The organism is Gudongella ferriphila (genome assembly GCF_046224405.1).
In the GTDB taxonomy this organism is placed as follows: domain Bacteria; phylum Bacillota; class Clostridia; order Tissierellales; family Tissierellaceae; genus Gudongella.
Map to the genome: position 1 here is coordinate 56,071 of NZ_JBJXRK010000007.1, position 16,909 is coordinate 72,979.

The window sequence follows — 16,909 nt, forward strand, 5'->3', positions numbered from 1 at the left end:
ATGTATGGTATTGTGCTTGAAGGTGGTGGAGCAAAGGGATCCTATCAGGCAGGTGCCTATAAGGCAATAAGTGAAAATGGTCTTGGGATATCAGCTGTGGCAGGGACATCCATCGGAGCCTTGAATGGGGCAATGATTGTCCAGGGTGAGTTTGAGACCTGCATAAATCTGTGGAATGACATTAGATACTCGGATATTATCCGGGATAATGACCAGGAGATAAACAGACTCCTGCATGCAAGGCCTGACAGGCACACCGTCAAGGTGGTTGCTGATAAGTTGCGGGGAGTTATATGGAACAAGGGCTTTGATATTTCCCCCTTCAAGGAGATGATTGCAAAGCATGTAAATGAAGAGGCCATTAGAAGTTCGTCAATTGAATTTGGAATATCAACCTACAACCTTACGGACAGGACCTCCATGGAACTTTTCAAGGAGGATATACCAGAGGGAGAAATGAAGGACTACCTACTGGCATCAGCTTACATGCCATTTTTCAAACTGGAGAAAATTGGGGGCAAGACCCTTTTGGATGGATGGTTTTCAGACAACCTGCCTTATCATATGCTCCTCCAAAGAGGCTATGAAAATCTTATCATACTTAGGACACATCAAATGGAGCCAGGAGATTTGGATGAATTAAGTGGCCTTAACCCAATGATAATTTCACCTAGTGAGGATTTGGGCAGAACCTTTGACCTTGATGGCGCGAGAATAAGAAAAAACATGAAAATGGGCTATCTGGATGCATCAAGAGAAATAAAGGGCCTGGTTGGTAAAAGATATTACATTTTTCCTAAAGATGAAGACTTTTATTTCCAGTATCTTGCAGACATGGGAGAACACAAGATCAGAGCCCTGGGAGAGCTGTTGAACATTGACGCAAGCCCCAGCCTGAGTCTATTGTTTGGACAGATTATCCCCAGGCTATGGTCCATGCTGGATATTGAAAAGGACCATGATTACCAGTGGTTTGTCATCTCAATACTGGAGCTGGCGCTGACCTATCTTGGAAAGGATCGGTTTGAAATCTACCAGTTCCTGGACCTAAGGGACTACGTCATATCAAATGGACATAAGCTTCCAAGCCTTGAGGCTACAGTACATGATACGATGATAAACAGATTTGGAAAGCTTGTGCCCTTCAACAGGGAAGAGATTCTTTTGAGAGCTGCTGGGATAATGCTTACAGATTGATTTGGAGGATGTTGAATTGATTATAGAAAAATTGACGGAAAAACTCAAAAACAGAATACCAAAGCCGTTGGATGCAGTTGGCAAGTTCTCGGTTTTGATACCCCTGGTAAAGGTAGACGGCAAGTGGGAAGTGATATACGAGCTTAGGGCCAGGCACATGAAGACACAGCCTGGAGAGGTTTCTTTCCCTGGAGGCAAGGTGGAAAAAGGGGAAAGCTTCAGGACCACGGCAATCAGGGAGACGGTTGAGGAGCTGGGCGTTGCGCCTTCAGATATTGAGATACTTGGGGAATTGGATTTTCTGGTATCATATGCCAATTTTACAATTCACTGCTTTCTTGGGGTTCTTCATGTAGATGACCTGGATAATCTGGAGATAAACCCGGATGAGGTGGATCACATCTTTACGTTGCCGGTTGATTTTCTTCTGGAAACAGAACCGCTTGCCTATGAACTGTCTCTAAAGACGGAAGACGCGGAGGACTTTCCATATGAGCTGATACCCAGAGGCAGGGAGTACAATTTTCGGGAGGGAAAACACCAGGTGCTCTTTTACCAGTATGAGGACTATATTGTGTGGGGATTGACCGCCAGGCTTACAAAGCACTTGACAGACATAATACGTGAGCTTTAAATTCAAAAGGACTGAATCTACCCTTAGGTTAGATCAGTCCTTTTTTTGCTTGTGAATTAAGCTGTCTTATGGAATAAAATACCAGTATTCCTGTAATGAGGGACGCTGTAAAATCAGCCAGGGGGCCAGCAATCCAAACACCTCTCAAACCAAAAATGTTTGGTAGTATAAGCAGTGCAGGTATGAGAACCAAAACCTGTCTTGAAAGACTCAGTAGCATAGCCTGCTTTGGCTTTCCCGTAGCCTGAAAATAAGAGGTGCTTACAATCTGAAAACCAACTATTGGGAACATGAAAAGTAGTGTCTTTATGCCAGGTACGGCTATGGGAAGCAATCCTGATTGGGCTCCTTCAGCACCAGTGAAAAGCAATATTATTGCATCGGGGAAAAACTGGACAATCAGGAATCCTGTCGTTGTTATTGCTGTGGCCATCAAAGTGGCATAAAGAAGAGTCTTTTTAACCCGATCATATTGTCTTGCTCCGTAATTGTAGCCCATAATAGGTTGGGAGCCCTGATTTATTCCAAATACCGGCATCAGTATCATCATGGCAACAGAGTTGATTACTCCCATGCTGGAGGTGGCAAGATCTCCCCCGTGGATCTGAAGATTTGTATTATATAGGGCAGTAACCATGCTGGCTGCAATTTGCATGCTAAAGGGTGCGAATCCGTTTCCGAAAATCTTTTTCACATATTCCAGCTTAAGCAACAGATATTCCCTTTTCAGGTCAAGGATGCTGCTCCCTGTCAGAAAGTATCTCAATACCCACGTAGCTGAAACAAATTGGGATATGATTGTGGCAAGTGCAGCTCCTTGTACGCCCATGTTGAAGACAAAGATGAAAAGAGGATCCAGGAGCATGTTGAGTCCAGCACCTATGAGCATTGTCATCATTGCTATCTTGGGATTTCCTTCCCCTCTTATAAAATTGTTCATTCCAAAGCCTATTGCCTGAAAGGGTGCACCCAGAAGGATGACTCTCATGTAATCCATTGAATACATTATGTTTGAGTCACTGGCACCAAAAGTCCTGAGAAGGGGTTCCAGGAACAATAACCCTGCTGCTCCCAACAGGATCCCAATTATGATAAGTAGCATAAGTGAGTTGCTTGCTATCTTGTCTGCCTCATCCTTTTTACCTTCTCCCAGTCTGATTGAAACCAGTGTGTTCCCGCCGATTCCCACAAGCATTGAAAAAGCCATCAGTATAAGCATTATTGGCATTCCTATGTATATTCCGCCAATGGCTATGCTATTTACGCCACGGCCAATAAAAATCCTGTCAACAATATTGTAAAGGGCATTCACCATCATGCCCACTATGGCAGGAATTGAAAATCTCAGAAGCAGACTCCATATTGGCTCATTTCCAAGCCTTAAAGCCCTTTGGCTATTTGTCTTGTTCTTATCCATATCAGCACCCTCTGTTCATGCCCCTCCAAAAAGTGAAGGAGCTATATTTATAGCTTGATTATCATTAGATAATTATACTACATTACACGCATATTACCAACACCAACCGGTTTTCTTTGACTTTTATCTGTTGACTTGATAAATTAAAAGTAAAGAGTAAGGAGTATAAATACTGCAACTGATTTTTAGGGAGGACTTTAATGGCAAATAAAGACAGGGACTTTATAGTGGAATCCAATAGAAGAAGCTTGGCCTACGGAATAAACCCTAATCAGAGAAAGAGCAAGAGAATTCTGTCGCAAAAGGAGCTAAATGGTCTGATAACAAACAACCATAGGCTGATATCGGTTTCAGAGCCATTTATCAATCAACTCTACTCCTTTGTGAAGGATTCTGAATTTCTGGTTATACTAACTGATAGGGAAGGTTGTATACTGAATATAACAGGTAATGAGGACATGCTGCAAAAAGCCCACGAAACCTGGTTGGTGCCTGGAGCCTATATGAGTGAGGAGGATGCTGGTACAAATGGCATGGGTACATCCATCAAGGAGGGCTACCCCCTTCAGGTGACAGGGGAGGAACACGTTCTTAGAATCCTTCAGAACTGGACATGCTCAGGTGCTCCCATACGAGATAATGAAGGGACTATTATCGGGTGCATTGATTTGACCGGTAGCATGGAGCTGGTCAATTCCCATACCCTTGGGATGGTTGCCGCAGCAGCCTCGGCAATTGAATATATGATCAGACATATCGATTGCTCGGATCTGCATGAAAAGATGGAACGATACCTGGATACGATCATCAATTCCCTGCCGTCCGGGATTTTCACAGTGGATATGTATGGAAAGGTTGTCCTGGCAAATGATTATACATTTAGGATATTGGGTTATTCAAAGGAAGAGTTCAATGGAGTAACTGGAATGGAGCTATTTCCTGACTGGAAGGACATCGTTCACAGGATCGAAAATGGTGAAAGCATTTACCAGGAGGATGTATACATCAATCTTGCCACCAACAAAAATGAGGTAAACCTCAGTGCATATCCCGTAATGGGTGAGGGCGGTATTCCCTATGAGATTGTTTTTGTCGTCAAGGATGTCAAGAAAATGAGAAAGCTTGCCAACAAGGTTACCGGCTCACGAGCCGTATACACATTTGAAAAGGTGATAGGAGAGGATCCGGATTTTCTTAGGGTAATTGAGTTTGCAAGGAAAGTTGCGGACTCCAAATCTACAGTTTTGATAATGGGAGAAAGTGGTACGGGTAAGGAAATATTTGCCCAGTCCATTCAGAATGAAAGTGATAGGAAAAATGAGCCTTTTGTGGCACTTAACTGTGGAGCAATTCCAAAGAATCTCATCGAATCTGAGCTATTTGGATATGTTGGTGGAGCATTTACAGGTGCAAAAACGGAGGGACAGCCGGGAAAATTCGAAATTGCCGATGGGGGAACCTTGTTTCTGGATGAAATTGGAGAAATGCCTTATGAGCTTCAGACCAGGCTTCTCCGAGTAATAGAGGAAGGTAACGTCCGTAGAGTTGGGGGATCAATTGAAATACCCGTTGACGTAAGGATAATTGCAGCCACAAACAAGAATCTCCGGGAGGAGGTTGACAGGGGAAACTTCAGGAAGGACCTTTATTACAGGCTAAACGTTCTTCCATTGAGGTTGCCTCCTCTGAGAGAAAGACCTGGGGATATTCCACTGCTTTTTGATTTTTTCATGAATCGCAAGGCCAGAAGGCTAAGCAAGAAGCCGGTGCACGTACCGGATTACTACATGGAAATGCTAAAAGATCACGATTGGCCCGGCAATATTAGGGAACTGGAGAATCTGGTGGAGTTGATAATCAATACTGAATCACTGCCCACGGACAGCTTCCATAAGCAAGAACCCACAGCAACCGCTGCAAAGGTGGCTGAAGACCTGACGCTGGAGGACATGGAGTCCTACCATATCAAGAGGATTTTAAGGAAATATGAAGGAAATATAACCTTGGCCGCAAAAAAACTTGGTATCGGCAGAAACACCTTATATAGGAAAATCGAAAAATACGGCATAAACGCTCCATAATGAAACAGTGATCTATTGTGGAACAGCAAAATATGCCAATTATTGCTCCAATATGGAACGACGCTTCCTGTCAGATGACAGCTGAGAAGCTTGAATTATTAGAATAGTTAAAAAATAGCCATTGTGCCAACTTCTTTCATCGGGAAAAAGTTGGCATAAATTTTGCAACTAATTATAGGTGGTAGCAAAGAAAAAAGAAGGAGGATGGATACATATGTATGGTTACAATGGTAAAATTCTTAGAGTGAATCTGACAGATGGAACATGGAAAACTGAAGACCTGGACCTGGAAATGGCAAAAAAATTCATCGGTGGTAGAGGACTAGGAACCAAGATGATGATGGATGAGGTTGATCCAAAGGTGGATCCGTTGAGTCCTGAAAACAAGCTATTTGTGGTTACTGGCCCGATGACTGGAAACCCTGTTGCGACAGGTGGAAGGTACATGGTTGTAACTAAATCACCCCTTTCAAACACAATTGCATCCTCAAACTCAGGAGGTAAATGGGGAGCGGAGTTTAAGTTTGCTGGTTGGGACATAATAGCCTTTGAAGGAAAAGCTGAAGAGCCTGTCTATCTAAGTATTGAGGATGACAAGGTTGAGATTCTTTCAGCTGCTGACATTTGGGGAACTACAGTTTCAAACACCACCAAGAAGCTGGAGGAGAAGCATGCAGATGGTTGTAAAGTACTTGCGATAGGACCTGGTGGAGAAAATCTTTCACATATTGCTGCAATAATGAACGACGAGGACAGAGCGGCAGGCAGATCAGGAGTAGGAGCTGTAATGGGTTCCAAGAACCTTAAGGCAATCGTTGTCAAGGGGTCCGGAAAGCCTGATGTACCTGATCAAGACAGGGTCAAGGAACTGAACAAGAAGCAATTGGCTAAAATAAAGGAAAATGGAGTAACAGGAGAGGGACTTCCTACCTATGGTACTGCAGTACTTGTAAACATACTGAACGAGCTGGGATCACTTCCAACAAACAACTTCCAGGAAGCCCAATTTGACAAGGCTGACGAAATAAGTGGAGAGACCTTGGCGGACAAATACCTTATCAAGAGAACAGCATGCTACAGATGCCCAATCGGCTGCGGAAGATACGTTAAGTCAGGAGATTGGGAAGGTGGAGGACCTGAGTATGAGACTCTATGGTCATTCGGATCAGACTGTGGAATCAGCGATATGGATTCAATCATCATGGCCAACTATTGGTGCAATGAAATGGGAATCGACACCATTTCAGCCGGTGCAACAATAGCAGCTGCAATTGAGCTGTATCAGAAAGGACATATCAAGGATGACGAGCTTGACGGACTTAAACTTGAGTTTGGAAATGGAACAGACATAGCTGAATGGGTTAAGAGAATGGGCTATGGTCAGGGACTTGGTGCGAAAATGGCAAAAGGATCATACAGATTGACAGAAGGCTACGGAGTGCCTGAATTGTCAATGACTGTTAAGAAGCTTGAGATGCCAGCCTATGACCCAAGAGGAATAATGGGAATTGGTCTTAACTACGCAACAAGCAACAGAGGAGGCTGTCACGTTAGAGGCTATACAATATCTCCAGAGATACTGGGACTTCCTGAGCAGCTAGACAGATTTGATGTCAAGAGCAAGCCAAGCTGGGTTAAGATATTCCAGGATCTAACAGCTACAATAGACTCCCTTGGAGTTTGCCTGTTTACATCATTTGCACTGGGTGCGGATGACTACGCAGAGATGTACAATGTTATAGCTGGAACAGACTTTACTGGAAAAGATTTACTGGCAATTGGAGACAGAATCTACAACATAGAGAAGCAGTTCAACCTTCTTGCGGGAGTTACTCCAGCTGAAGACACACTGCCAAAGAGACTTCTTGAGGATCCAATTCCTGAAGGTCCAAGCAAGGGCTGGGTAAACAAGCTTGATGAAATGCTTGGAGAATACTATAAGGAAAGAGGCTGGGGTGAGGATGGAATTCCTACCGAAGCTAAACTGAAGGAACTGGGATTGTAATGATAAAGGTTGAGGTCAGATATTTTGCCACACTCAGAATTGATGACAAGAAGAAGGAAACTCTGGAGGTAGCGGAAGATACAAGTGTGGATAGCCTTCTTGATCAGGTTGGAGTAGATCTTGAGGATGTAGCAATTCTTCTGGTAAACGGAATAAGAACACCTCCTGAGAGCAAATTGAAGGACGGGGATGTAGTGTCCCTTTTCCCTCCTGTTGGAGGGGGATAAGAGGAAGCCTGAAGGGGCTTCTTCTTTTTGTGGAAAAATTTCACGGAAAACAATGAAATCATCCAGATTATTGATATAATTAACAAAAGGGCAAAGAGGTGAGCGCAATGGGTAAGGATTATATCCTCGCATTGGACCAGGGTACAACAAGTTCAAGAGCTATACTGTTTGACAAGGAAGGTAAAATCTTTGGAATGGCACAAAAGGAGTTTAAGCAGTTCTACCCTCAGGAAGCCTGGGTTGAACACGACCCCATGGAAATTTGGGGGACTCAGTCAGGTGTAATAAGGGAGGTTATGGACAGTGCTTCCGTAACCCCTGATGAAATTGCCGCCATAGGGATAACAAATCAGAGGGAAACCACTATAGTATGGGATAAGAAAACGGGAAGGCCGGTCTACAACGCCATTGTGTGGCAATGTAGAAGGACTGCCGGGTATTGCGAAGAGCTGAAGAAGAGGGGACTTTCAGATTATGTTAGAAAGAATACAGGACTCCTCATTGATGCATATTTTTCTGGAACCAAGATTCAATGGATTCTTGACAATGTTAAGGGTGCAAGGGGAAAGGCGGAAAAGGGAGACCTGATTTTTGGAACTGTAGATACTTGGCTCCTTTGGAACCTGACAGGGGGAAAGGTCCATAAGACCGATTACTCAAATGCGTCCAGAACCATGCTCTACAACATAAGAAGTCTGGAGTGGGATAGGAAACTTCTTGATGAGTTGAACATACCGGCAGAGATGCTACCGCAGGTAATGGATTCATCTGGTATATTCGGTTATACGGATGAGAAGGGCTTTGGTGCAAGGATTCCAATTGGAGGAATTGCAGGGGACCAGCAGTCAGCACTTTTTGGACAGGCCTGCTTTGAGAAGGGAATGGTCAAGAATACCTACGGAACAGGCTGCTTTATGCTTATGAACACAGGTGAAGAGCCAATAGAATCAGACAGAGGTCTTATAACAACCATTGCCTGGGGAATCGATGGCAAGGTGACCTATGCATTGGAGGGGAGCATCTTTGTTGCAGGCGCCGTGGTTCAGTGGCTTAGGGACGGCCTTAAGCTTATCCGTAGCGCAGCGGAATCCGAGGAACTTGCCTCTAGGGTAAAGAGTACCAATGGTGTTTTTATGGTACCGGCATTTGTTGGAATTGGAGCGCCCCATTGGGACATGTATGCAAGAGGTACAATTGTGGGCATGACAAGGGACACAACAGCTGACCACATCGTAAGGGCGGCACTTGAGTCAATAGCATATCAGACAAGGGATGTGCTTGAGGCGATGGAAAAGGATTCTGGTATTTCCTTGAAGACCCTTAGGGTGGATGGTGGAGCCGTGGAGAACAACTTCCTCATGCAGTTTCAGTCAGACATTCTGAATCTGGATGTGGAAAGACCAGTTACAAGGGAGACTACGGCACTTGGTGCAGCATATCTTGCAGGTCTGGCAGTGGGATACTGGTCCGATAAGGATGAGATTGTAAACAACTGGAATCTTGACAGGAGATATGTCCCATCCATGGATGAAGTGGAACGAGCCAATTTATACAGTCGCTGGAAGAAGGCTGTTGAAAGGTCACTTGGTTGGAAAGGAGAAGACTGATGCCTAAAATAGACGGAATAATACTTGCAGCTGGATTTTCCAGAAGAATGGGCAGGGACAAACTGCTCCTTCCCATCGGGCAGGACCTTGTGGTTGAGAGGGTTGTAAAGACAGCGCTTAGGTCGAGGCTTTCCAAGATAATACTTGTCTATAGAAATGCAAGGGTTGCTGAGATAGGCAAGAGATATGGGGTTGAAACCATTAAGAATACCAAGGCTCGCCTGGGTCAGGCCGAAAGCGTTAAAAGCGGGCTAAAAAAGGCAACGGGTGACGGCTATCTGTTTATTGCAGGTGACCAACCATTCCTTTCCTGTTCCCTTGTAAATGGATTGACCCATGCCTTTGCAGCTTCGGGAAAAGGAATCATAATTCCAACTTTGGATGGAGAAATACAAATGCCTATTCTTTTTTCAAAAAAATATCGTGAAGACCTTGAACAGGTTTACGGCGAAAAGGGTGGCTTTGAGATTATTAGCGGAAACAAGGATGATATCCATTGGTACCATGTAAAGGATCATCTGGATGTTTGTGACATAGATACTGAAACCCAATACAGGGAGTTAATTCACAGGAAGGACAGAATAGACAATGGATTATAGAGTTCAAGAGTTTAATGGAAAAAGATTTTTGTATTTGCCAAAGCTACAGGAAATGGGACTTAAGCATTGCTTCACCACAAGGGATATGGATGTGGGTTCAAGTACAAATCCTGACAGGGATCTGCTTCAAAGCTATATAAATGAGGCCTATGAGTTTATGGGAGAAAAACCAAAGCTGCTTTACAATGGATATCAGGCTCATACAGGAAACATAAAGACCCTGCACACATTGCAGGAGGGAAAGGGAGGAGCTTTTGGGAGGTTTATTCCAAATACCGACGGACTCGTCACGAATATGAAAGAAGTGGCACTGCTGACAAGATTTGCCGACTGTGTCCCGGTAATTTTATTTGATCCGGTAAGGATGGTCCAGGCAAACATCCATTCAGGCTGGAAAGGAACCCTTGAAAGAATAGTACAAAACGGTATGGAGGCTATGTTGAATGAATATGGATCATCCGCGAAAGACATTATCGCTGTCATAGGACCTGCAATAGGAAAGGACGATTTTTCTGTTAGGGATGATGTAAGCAGTCTGTTTATGCGGGAGTTTGATCAGTGGAGTGATTTGGTAAGAAAAGCAACAGATGATAAGTATCTTATCCATCTCCAGGAAGTAAACAGAAGAATGCTTCTTGAGTCTGGAATTAATGAGAAGAACATAACTGTAATTGATATATCGACCTACGAAAGGGATGACCTATGCCACTCCTATAGAAGGGACAAACAGAATTATGGGCTAATGGGACTTTTTACGGTCCTTGGTGACTGAATGACATAAGAAGGGCTTCCCAACCGGGAAGCCCTTCTTATGTTGTTTGAACCTACCTATGTAGAGGGGTCTTTCCAGTTTGAGTCTAGTAAATGCAAAGAGGGGAAGATTTACCAAAGAATCTCAAAAAGACCATGAAAAAAGCAAATTTGATAAAAATATAACAAAACATATCAAAAAATTTATATTTATTAATCTTTACAATACAATTATAAAAGAAAAAATGTGAAAAAGCAAGGGGTTAAGTAGACGATTGATAAAAAAATATCTAACAATCACATATAATTATTCAAAAAATGCTAAAAAATTTTGTTCTTGACACCATATACATTTGGAGTATTTAATGGTATACTGTGCTAAATAAAGATGAAGGAGGAATTATATGAGTTTAATGATGGCATTTTCAACAGTGTTGATTGTACTAGCTTTGGGAGATGTAGTCTCCACTAAAACAAAAGCATTTGTACCGTCAGTTTTCGTGGCAGCATTATTGTTTTTATTCGGTTTCTGGACATTCTTCCCAGAGGACATTGTATTCCTGGCTGGATTCCAGATGCCTGTGGTCACATTGTCAATGTACCTTTTGATCACACACATGGGTACAATGATGTCAGTAAGAGAGCTTGCAGGACAGTGGAGAACAATTCTAATCGCACTTATAGGTATAGTTGGTATAATGTCCCTTACAATGACAATTGGAGCTGCTGTATTTGGAAGAGAAACAGCTGTAATAGCAACTCCACCACTTACTGGAGGTATTGTAGCGGCTATAGTGATGAGTGACGCTGCAACTGCAATCGGAAGAGACAACCTGGCAATACTTGCAATTATTACATACGTTATGCAGGGATTTGTTGGATATCCTTTGACTTCAATCATGCTTAAGAAGGAAGGAACAAGGCTTGTAAACGGATTCAGAAGCGGAGAGATCAAGCACGTCAAGGAAGAGGTAGTAGTTGATAAGCCTGTTAAGAAGAAGCTTCTGCCACAGGTACCAAAGGACTATCAAACAACCTATGTTACACTAGCAAGACTTGGCTTGACTGCCTGGGCTGCAGTTGCTTTTTCAGGCTTGATAGCACCGATCATAAACATTTCAGCATTTGTAATGTGTCTATTGTTTGGAGTTATAGCACAGGAAATTGGTTTTGTGGAGCAAAAACCTCTTAATACATCTGGCTCGTTTGGATTCCTTATCACAGTGCTTATGTCCTACGTATTTGCAGGATTGGCAAGAGCGACCCCTGCAATGCTAATGGAGATTGTTGTTCCTCTTATGGGAATAATAGTTCTAGGTGTTTCAGGTATGGCAATCCTTTCAATGGTTCTTGGAAAGAGACTGGGGTATACGAAGGAAATGGCATTTGCAGTTGCACTGACTGCACTCTATGGTTTCCCGCCAAACTATATCCTTACTGAGGAAGCTTCAAAGGCCTTGGGAGAAACTCCTGAGGAAAGGGAATTCCTTATGGATGAAATGCTTCCAAAGATGCTTGTTGGAGGATTTACAACTGTAACAATCGTATCCGTAATAATTGCAGGAATATTCGTAAATCTGATTTAGCAATAAAAAGCGCCTCCTGAGGCGCTTTTTATACAATATAAAAAATAAGGCCAAAAGGTGGGATCGTATGCAAAAGATGAAATGCTCCTGGAAAGAGAACATGACATTCGTTGCCAGGGATGAGCTGGGCCATGAAGTCTTGATGGATCTGGGTGAGGAGTCAGGTGGAGACAATGCGGGCTTCAGACCCATGCCCCTGCTGCTTGCCGGACTTGGTGGATGCATGGGTGTTGATGTCAAAATAATATTGGATAAGATGAAGGTTTCATTAACAGGATTGGATCTTGAAATAGAGGCTGACATGGATGAAAGCACTGTTCCTAGGATATACGAGGAAATAAGGGTGGTTTTCAAATTTTCAGGTGATGACCTGGAAATGGATAAGCTAGAAAGGGCTATTAAGCTTGCTGAGGAGAAGTACTGCAATGTCAGTGCAATCCTGGGTAAAACCTGCAAGCTTGTATATAAGGCAAAGATTCTTTAGGAGGCTGATTTATGAACACAAAGGTTGAAAGAATTAAGAAGGACATAGAAGAACTGGCAAAATTCAATAGCAGCAATGAGGGTGGGCTGACCAGATTTTCCCTGACCGAGGAGGACAGAATGGCAAGGGAATACCTGAAGGACCAGCTAGGTAAGCTAAATGTAAAAATCTACGAGGACAATGCGGGGACCCTGTTTGCAAGAAGAGAGGGAACAGATCCTGATGCTCCAGTGATAATGATTGGGTCACATTTTGACTCGGTGAAGAATGGTGGAAACTTTGATGGTCCAGCGGGTGTAGTGATGGCTCTGGAAATATTCAGAGCCCTTGAGGAGAACAACATTAAAACCAAATTTCCTTTGGAATTTGTGGCTATGATCGAGGAGGAAGGTGGAAGATTTGGGTCCGGGGTTTTCGGAAGTCGTGCCATGGCCGGACTTGTGGACCTTGCGCAATTGGAAAGAAACAAGGACAAGGACGGGGTTACAATGGCTCAAGCCCTTAGGGAATTCGGCTTTGAACCGGAGAAGATCGCTGAAACCAAGAGAAACAGGGAAGACGTAAAAGCCTTTATCGAGTTGCACATCGAGCAGGGACCAATTCTAGAGAATGAAGGCAAAGATGTAGGGATTGTAGACTTCATAGTGGGTATCAACGAGTTCAAGATACAGGTTAACGGGAGACCGGATCATGCAGGGACAACACCAATGAACATGAGAGCAGATGCCCTTGGGGTGGCCTCAAAGGCTATCTCTGAAATTGATTCATACCCAGAGCCTGAAAATAACGGTACGGTAGCTACGGTAGGGGTTCTTGAAATCAAGCCAGGGGCTGCAAACATAGTACCAGCCCAGGCGGTATTCACTGTTGACATCAGATCAAAGGATGAAGCCAGCATAAGGAATGTAAAGAAGAAGATTATGGACAGGCTGGACAGCTTGACAAAGGGCACGGATGTAACCTATACGGTAACTGAGATGCTTGATGTTAAGCCTGTAAAGATGAATGAGGAAATGGTTCGACTCTTTAAGGAATCTGCAGAGGAAAAGAATTTCTCCTATAGAAACATGCTAAGTGGAGCAGGGCATGATGCAATGGTAATGGCAGAAGTAACTGAAGTGGGATTGATATTTGTTCCAAGCAAGGATGGGAGAAGCCATTGCAAGGAGGAATGGACTGACTACGACCAGCTCCAAAAAGGGATTGAATTGATTTATGATACTATACTAAAATTAGGGGAGGCAAAATAATGAAGGTTAGAGAGCTTGTAGAAAAGTACAGGGACTATTCCATCACAATGAGAAGGGAATTCCATATGAATCCCGAACCAAGCATGAAGGAATATAACACACAGAAAAGGGTAATGGAAGAGCTTGAAAAAATGGGAATACCTGCAGAAAAATGTGGTGGCACAGGTGTAGTTGGCTTGATTAAAGGCAAAGGAGAAGGAAAAACCATAGCCCTTAGGGCGGACATGGATGCACTTGAGGTCGCTGAGCTCAATGAGGTTGAATACAAGTCAAAGATTGAAGGCGTAATGCATGCCTGCGGACATGATGCGCATACAGCTGGACTTCTTACAGCTGCAAAGGTTCTTAACGATATGAAGGATGAATTCAATGGAACAGTTAAGCTTCTTTTCCAGCCTGGAGAGGAGATTGCCCAAGGAGCCCTTGCAATGATCAAGGACGGAGCCATGGAAGGCGTCGATGGTATTATGGGAATCCATATCTGGAATGATGTGGAGACAGGGAAGATTTCTGTTGAAGCAGGCCCAAGAATGGCATCAACCGGTATGTTCAAGGTATATGTAGAAGGAAAGGGCGGACACGGCTCCATGCCACACCAGACAGTTGATGCTGCAGTTGTTGCATCTGCAATTGTAATGAACCTTCAGTCCATTGCCAGCAGGGAGACAAATCCCTTGGATCCTGCAGTGGTAAGCGTTGGAATGATCAAAAGCGGTACCCGTTGGAATGTAATTTCAGGAGATGCATACATGGAGGGAACCACAAGATGCTTTTCCATGGAAATAAATGATGCATTTGAAGGAATGGTCAAAAGGGTAGTTGAAAACACTGCGGAAGCCTACAGGGCAAAGGCAAGGGTAGAGTACACTCAAATGACAATTCCTACAATAAATGAAGCAAGTATGTCTGAATTGGCTGCAGAAACAGTAAAGAAGCTTCGCGGTGAGGACTCATTGGTGAAGTTTGAAAAGACAACAGGTGGAGAGGACTTTGCATTCTTTTCAGAGTATGCACCTTCAATATTTGCCTTTGTTGGATCAAAGAATGAAGACAAGCACGAATACCATCCACATCACCATCCAAAATTCAACATCGATGAGGATGCCCTTGGAAGAGCAGCTGAGTTATATGCACAATTTGCACTGGATTTCCTAAACAACTAAACCGTAATCTAGACAGACAAATAATGCTGTGGGTTCATGAACCCACAGCATTATTTTATTTCGTCCAGAATTTCATTGTATATTTCAGTTATCTCCAGTGCCAATTGAATTCTAAGCCTTGTTTGGTAGTCATCTATATCTGCGTCCATAAGCTCCTTTATTCTGTTCAATCTGTAGGTGAGGGTGTTTCCGTGTATATGAAGATCATTTTTTGTCTTGGTCCAGTTCCCTCCACTGAAGATGTAGGTTTTCAGGGTCTCGAACAGCTCAATCCTGGAGGAATGTGAATAATCAAAGACTGGCGCCAGAACCTTTCTGGAAAAGGCCACAAGATCATGCTTGTCGTTCTTCAGCAGTATCTTCTTGACCTGATAATCCTCATAGAAGTGACAATCTGAAGTCTGATTACCTGGTATGATTTCAAACAGTTTATAGGTCCTTTCATAGATGCTCCTGAATTCATCATAGCTATTTATTTTTTCACTTACTATGGAAACACAGCTGGAATGGATTTTAGCTCGAGATTCCAACTTTTCCACAGTCTCGGTAATGCTTTTGTGGAAGGTCTTCATTATTTCCCTGTTAAAGCTGTCATTGTCGTCAATTAGTATTATGATGAGATTTCGCTTCTGTATGGCAAGACTCCTCTTGAAGGTCTGAAGTGCCAGTGCATTGACAGCCTGGTAAAAGTATCTGAAGTATTTGTATGCTGGATTGTCCTTTTTCTGGTAAACCAGGTTAACCAGAATCATCCTGTGTGGATGGCTAAAGTCAATCCTATATCTTTCATGGAACTTGTTGTCCAGGTTCATGGGATTACCCTTTAAGAGATTGTCGAAATAGTCTCCTCTGATTGACTGCTCAAGATTTGACATATCGTAGTCCTTAAGTATTTCCAGGGCAACAACATTTGAGCATTTTTCAACAACAATCCTATCCAGTTCTGACAGATGGTCTTCATCCATTAACATACCGATCCACCCAAAGACATCTCCCGATACAAATATGGGATAGAGCATAATCCACAAATGAAGGTCATTGTTGTAATGGATTGTCTCTCCCTCAGAAGACATGTACTTCAATATTGACCGCTTGATATCCTCCAGCTCATCTCTCATTTCATGATGGTTTCCCGCGTAGGAAACGATTGTATAAAAAAGGTCTATTATAAAGATATCCGTTTGAAGAAGCTGTGAAACCTCCCTGATAATATCATCGGATGAATTTCTGTTTAGAATCATTTCAGTGAACTTGTTGTGAAGAAAAGTGGAATACTGGTATCTGTTTTTTTCCATCTCCACTAGCTGGCTATACTCCTTAAGGGAGTTCTGGGCCTCGATCTCCCGTGAGTAGTTTTCAGCATTCCTAATGGCGATGGTAGCCTGGACTGAAATCAATTCTGCCAGATACACATCATCCTCTGTAAAAGGCTCCCCTCCCATGTAATTATCCAGAACGAGTACACCTATGCACTCCTCTTCGTGGATAAGGGGGCAGCTGATGGCGCTAAGGAGGTTATCCATGGGACGGATTATCCTTTTGTGGAGCATCTCCTTGGTGTCACTGGACATGGACGACATTGCCTCATGAACCTCCTCTGGAGAGGTAAGATGAAGTGTACTTTTCTGGTTGAAGGTTATCCCGGTAATTGATTCCCCTGGCTTTAACGAAACCTTCATATCGTCAAAGCCAAAGGAAAACTTGGATTTAAGCAGGTCATCAGATTTATCATAAAGGAAAATTATACCTATGTCCGCCCTCTTTATCAACCTTAAGGCCGTATTCATAAGCTCTTTCAAAATGAAGTCCAAATCTCTGGAAGCGTTGAGGAGCTTGGTTGCCTCCAGTATGTTATGAAGCTCCTTTATTCTCTGTGTTGAATCCGTCATAATAAATCTACCTTTCAGTA

Annotated in this window: 14 protein-coding genes; 12 read left to right on the forward strand and 2 right to left on the reverse strand. The window is 43.2% G+C overall.

Annotated elements, in window-relative coordinates; translation table 11 throughout:
- Both ACKVDP_RS06325 and ACKVDP_RS06330 read left to right on the forward strand, forming a co-directional pair.
- Positions 1-1,197 carry a patatin-like phospholipase family protein gene (locus ACKVDP_RS06325; protein ID WP_409227969.1) on the forward strand — a complete coding sequence of 399 codons (1,197 nt, stop codon included), beginning with the start codon at positions 1-3 and terminating at the stop codon, positions 1,195-1,197.
- Positions 1,198-1,213: 16 nt separating this feature from the next.
- Complete coding sequence (locus ACKVDP_RS06330) at positions 1,214-1,831, forward strand: NUDIX hydrolase (RefSeq protein ID WP_409227970.1); 618 nt, start codon at positions 1,214-1,216, stop codon at positions 1,829-1,831.
- Positions 1,832-1,859: 28 nt separating this feature from the next.
- Here ACKVDP_RS06330 and ACKVDP_RS06335 read toward each other — a convergent pair whose 3' ends face one another.
- Entirely contained in the window at positions 1,860-3,248 is a 1,389-nt protein-coding gene (locus ACKVDP_RS06335) for an MATE family efflux transporter (protein ID WP_409227971.1), read from the reverse strand.
- Positions 3,249-3,448: 200 nt separating this feature from the next.
- On the opposite strand from ACKVDP_RS06335, the gene ACKVDP_RS06340 reads away from it, so the two are divergent.
- From ACKVDP_RS06340 to ACKVDP_RS06385, 10 genes are all read left to right on the forward strand, one after another.
- Positions 3,449-5,329 carry a sigma-54-dependent Fis family transcriptional regulator gene (locus ACKVDP_RS06340; protein ID WP_409227972.1) on the forward strand — a complete coding sequence of 627 codons (1,881 nt, stop codon included), beginning with the start codon at positions 3,449-3,451 and terminating at the stop codon, positions 5,327-5,329.
- Positions 5,330-5,543: 214 nt separating this feature from the next.
- Complete coding sequence (locus ACKVDP_RS06345) at positions 5,544-7,334, forward strand: aldehyde ferredoxin oxidoreductase family protein (protein ID WP_409227973.1); 1,791 nt, start codon at positions 5,544-5,546, stop codon at positions 7,332-7,334.
- Positions 7,334-7,561: a MoaD/ThiS family protein gene (locus tag ACKVDP_RS06350; RefSeq protein WP_409227974.1), complete on the forward strand. Its 228-nt coding sequence runs from the start codon at positions 7,334-7,336 to the stop codon at positions 7,559-7,561. The genes ACKVDP_RS06345 and ACKVDP_RS06350 overlap by 1 nt, the downstream gene beginning before the upstream one ends.
- A 107-nt stretch (positions 7,562-7,668) precedes the next feature.
- Complete coding sequence (gene glpK, locus ACKVDP_RS06355) at positions 7,669-9,168, forward strand: glycerol kinase GlpK (RefSeq protein ID WP_409227975.1); 1,500 nt, start codon at positions 7,669-7,671, stop codon at positions 9,166-9,168.
- The gene (locus tag ACKVDP_RS06360) at positions 9,168-9,767 is read left to right on the forward strand and encodes a nucleotidyltransferase family protein (protein WP_409227976.1); all 600 of its coding nucleotides are present in this window, start codon (positions 9,168-9,170) and stop codon (positions 9,765-9,767) included. The genes glpK and ACKVDP_RS06360 overlap by 1 nt, the downstream gene beginning before the upstream one ends.
- Positions 9,757-10,539 (forward strand): polyphenol oxidase family protein, encoded by a 783-nt coding sequence (locus tag ACKVDP_RS06365; RefSeq protein ID WP_409227977.1) that lies wholly within the window; start codon positions 9,757-9,759, stop codon positions 10,537-10,539. The genes ACKVDP_RS06360 and ACKVDP_RS06365 overlap by 11 nt, the downstream gene beginning before the upstream one ends.
- A 382-nt stretch (positions 10,540-10,921) precedes the next feature.
- Positions 10,922-12,103 carry a hypothetical protein gene (locus tag ACKVDP_RS06370; RefSeq protein WP_409227978.1) on the forward strand — a complete coding sequence of 394 codons (1,182 nt, stop codon included), beginning with the start codon at positions 10,922-10,924 and terminating at the stop codon, positions 12,101-12,103.
- A gap of 67 nt (positions 12,104-12,170) precedes the next feature.
- On the forward strand, positions 12,171-12,587 hold the full coding sequence (locus ACKVDP_RS06375; RefSeq protein ID WP_409227979.1) for an OsmC family protein: 417 nt from the start codon (positions 12,171-12,173) through the stop codon (positions 12,585-12,587).
- An 11-nt stretch (positions 12,588-12,598) separates the two neighbouring features.
- Complete coding sequence (locus tag ACKVDP_RS06380; protein WP_409227980.1) at positions 12,599-13,837, forward strand: M20 family metallo-hydrolase; 1,239 nt, start codon at positions 12,599-12,601, stop codon at positions 13,835-13,837.
- Entirely contained in the window at positions 13,837-15,000 is a 1,164-nt protein-coding gene (locus ACKVDP_RS06385; protein WP_409227981.1) for a M20 family metallopeptidase, read from the forward strand. The genes ACKVDP_RS06380 and ACKVDP_RS06385 overlap by 1 nt, the downstream gene beginning before the upstream one ends.
- A 50-nt stretch (positions 15,001-15,050) precedes the next feature.
- Here the strand turns inward: ACKVDP_RS06385 and ACKVDP_RS06390 are convergent, their stop codons facing one another.
- Positions 15,051-16,889 carry a helix-turn-helix domain-containing protein gene (locus ACKVDP_RS06390; RefSeq protein ID WP_409227982.1) on the reverse strand — a complete coding sequence of 613 codons (1,839 nt, stop codon included), beginning with the start codon at positions 16,887-16,889 and terminating at the stop codon, positions 15,051-15,053.
- Between the last annotated feature and the right edge of the window lie 20 nt (positions 16,890-16,909).

Coding starts and splice junctions, on each gene's coding strand:
- ACKVDP_RS06375 (WP_409227979.1), top strand. CDS start 12,171: ATGCAAAAGATGAAATGCTCCTGGAAAGAGAACATGACATTCGTTGCC.
- ACKVDP_RS06335 (WP_409227971.1), bottom strand. CDS start 3,248: ATGGATAAGAACAAGACAAATAGCCAAAGGGCTTTAAGGCTTGGAAAT.
- ACKVDP_RS06360 (WP_409227976.1), top strand. CDS start 9,168: ATGCCTAAAATAGACGGAATAATACTTGCAGCTGGATTTTCCAGAAGA.
- ACKVDP_RS06350 (WP_409227974.1), top strand. CDS start 7,334: ATGATAAAGGTTGAGGTCAGATATTTTGCCACACTCAGAATTGATGAC.
- glpK (WP_409227975.1), top strand. CDS start 7,669: ATGGGTAAGGATTATATCCTCGCATTGGACCAGGGTACAACAAGTTCA.
- ACKVDP_RS06390 (WP_409227982.1), bottom strand. CDS start 16,889: ATGACGGATTCAACACAGAGAATAAAGGAGCTTCATAACATACTGGAG.
- ACKVDP_RS06380 (WP_409227980.1), top strand. CDS start 12,599: ATGAACACAAAGGTTGAAAGAATTAAGAAGGACATAGAAGAACTGGCA.
- ACKVDP_RS06345 (WP_409227973.1), top strand. CDS start 5,544: ATGTATGGTTACAATGGTAAAATTCTTAGAGTGAATCTGACAGATGGA.
- ACKVDP_RS06370 (WP_409227978.1), top strand. CDS start 10,922: ATGAGTTTAATGATGGCATTTTCAACAGTGTTGATTGTACTAGCTTTG.
- ACKVDP_RS06325 (WP_409227969.1), top strand. CDS start 1: ATGTATGGTATTGTGCTTGAAGGTGGTGGAGCAAAGGGATCCTATCAG.
- ACKVDP_RS06365 (WP_409227977.1), top strand. CDS start 9,757: ATGGATTATAGAGTTCAAGAGTTTAATGGAAAAAGATTTTTGTATTTG.
- ACKVDP_RS06385 (WP_409227981.1), top strand. CDS start 13,837: ATGAAGGTTAGAGAGCTTGTAGAAAAGTACAGGGACTATTCCATCACA.
- ACKVDP_RS06340 (WP_409227972.1), top strand. CDS start 3,449: ATGGCAAATAAAGACAGGGACTTTATAGTGGAATCCAATAGAAGAAGC.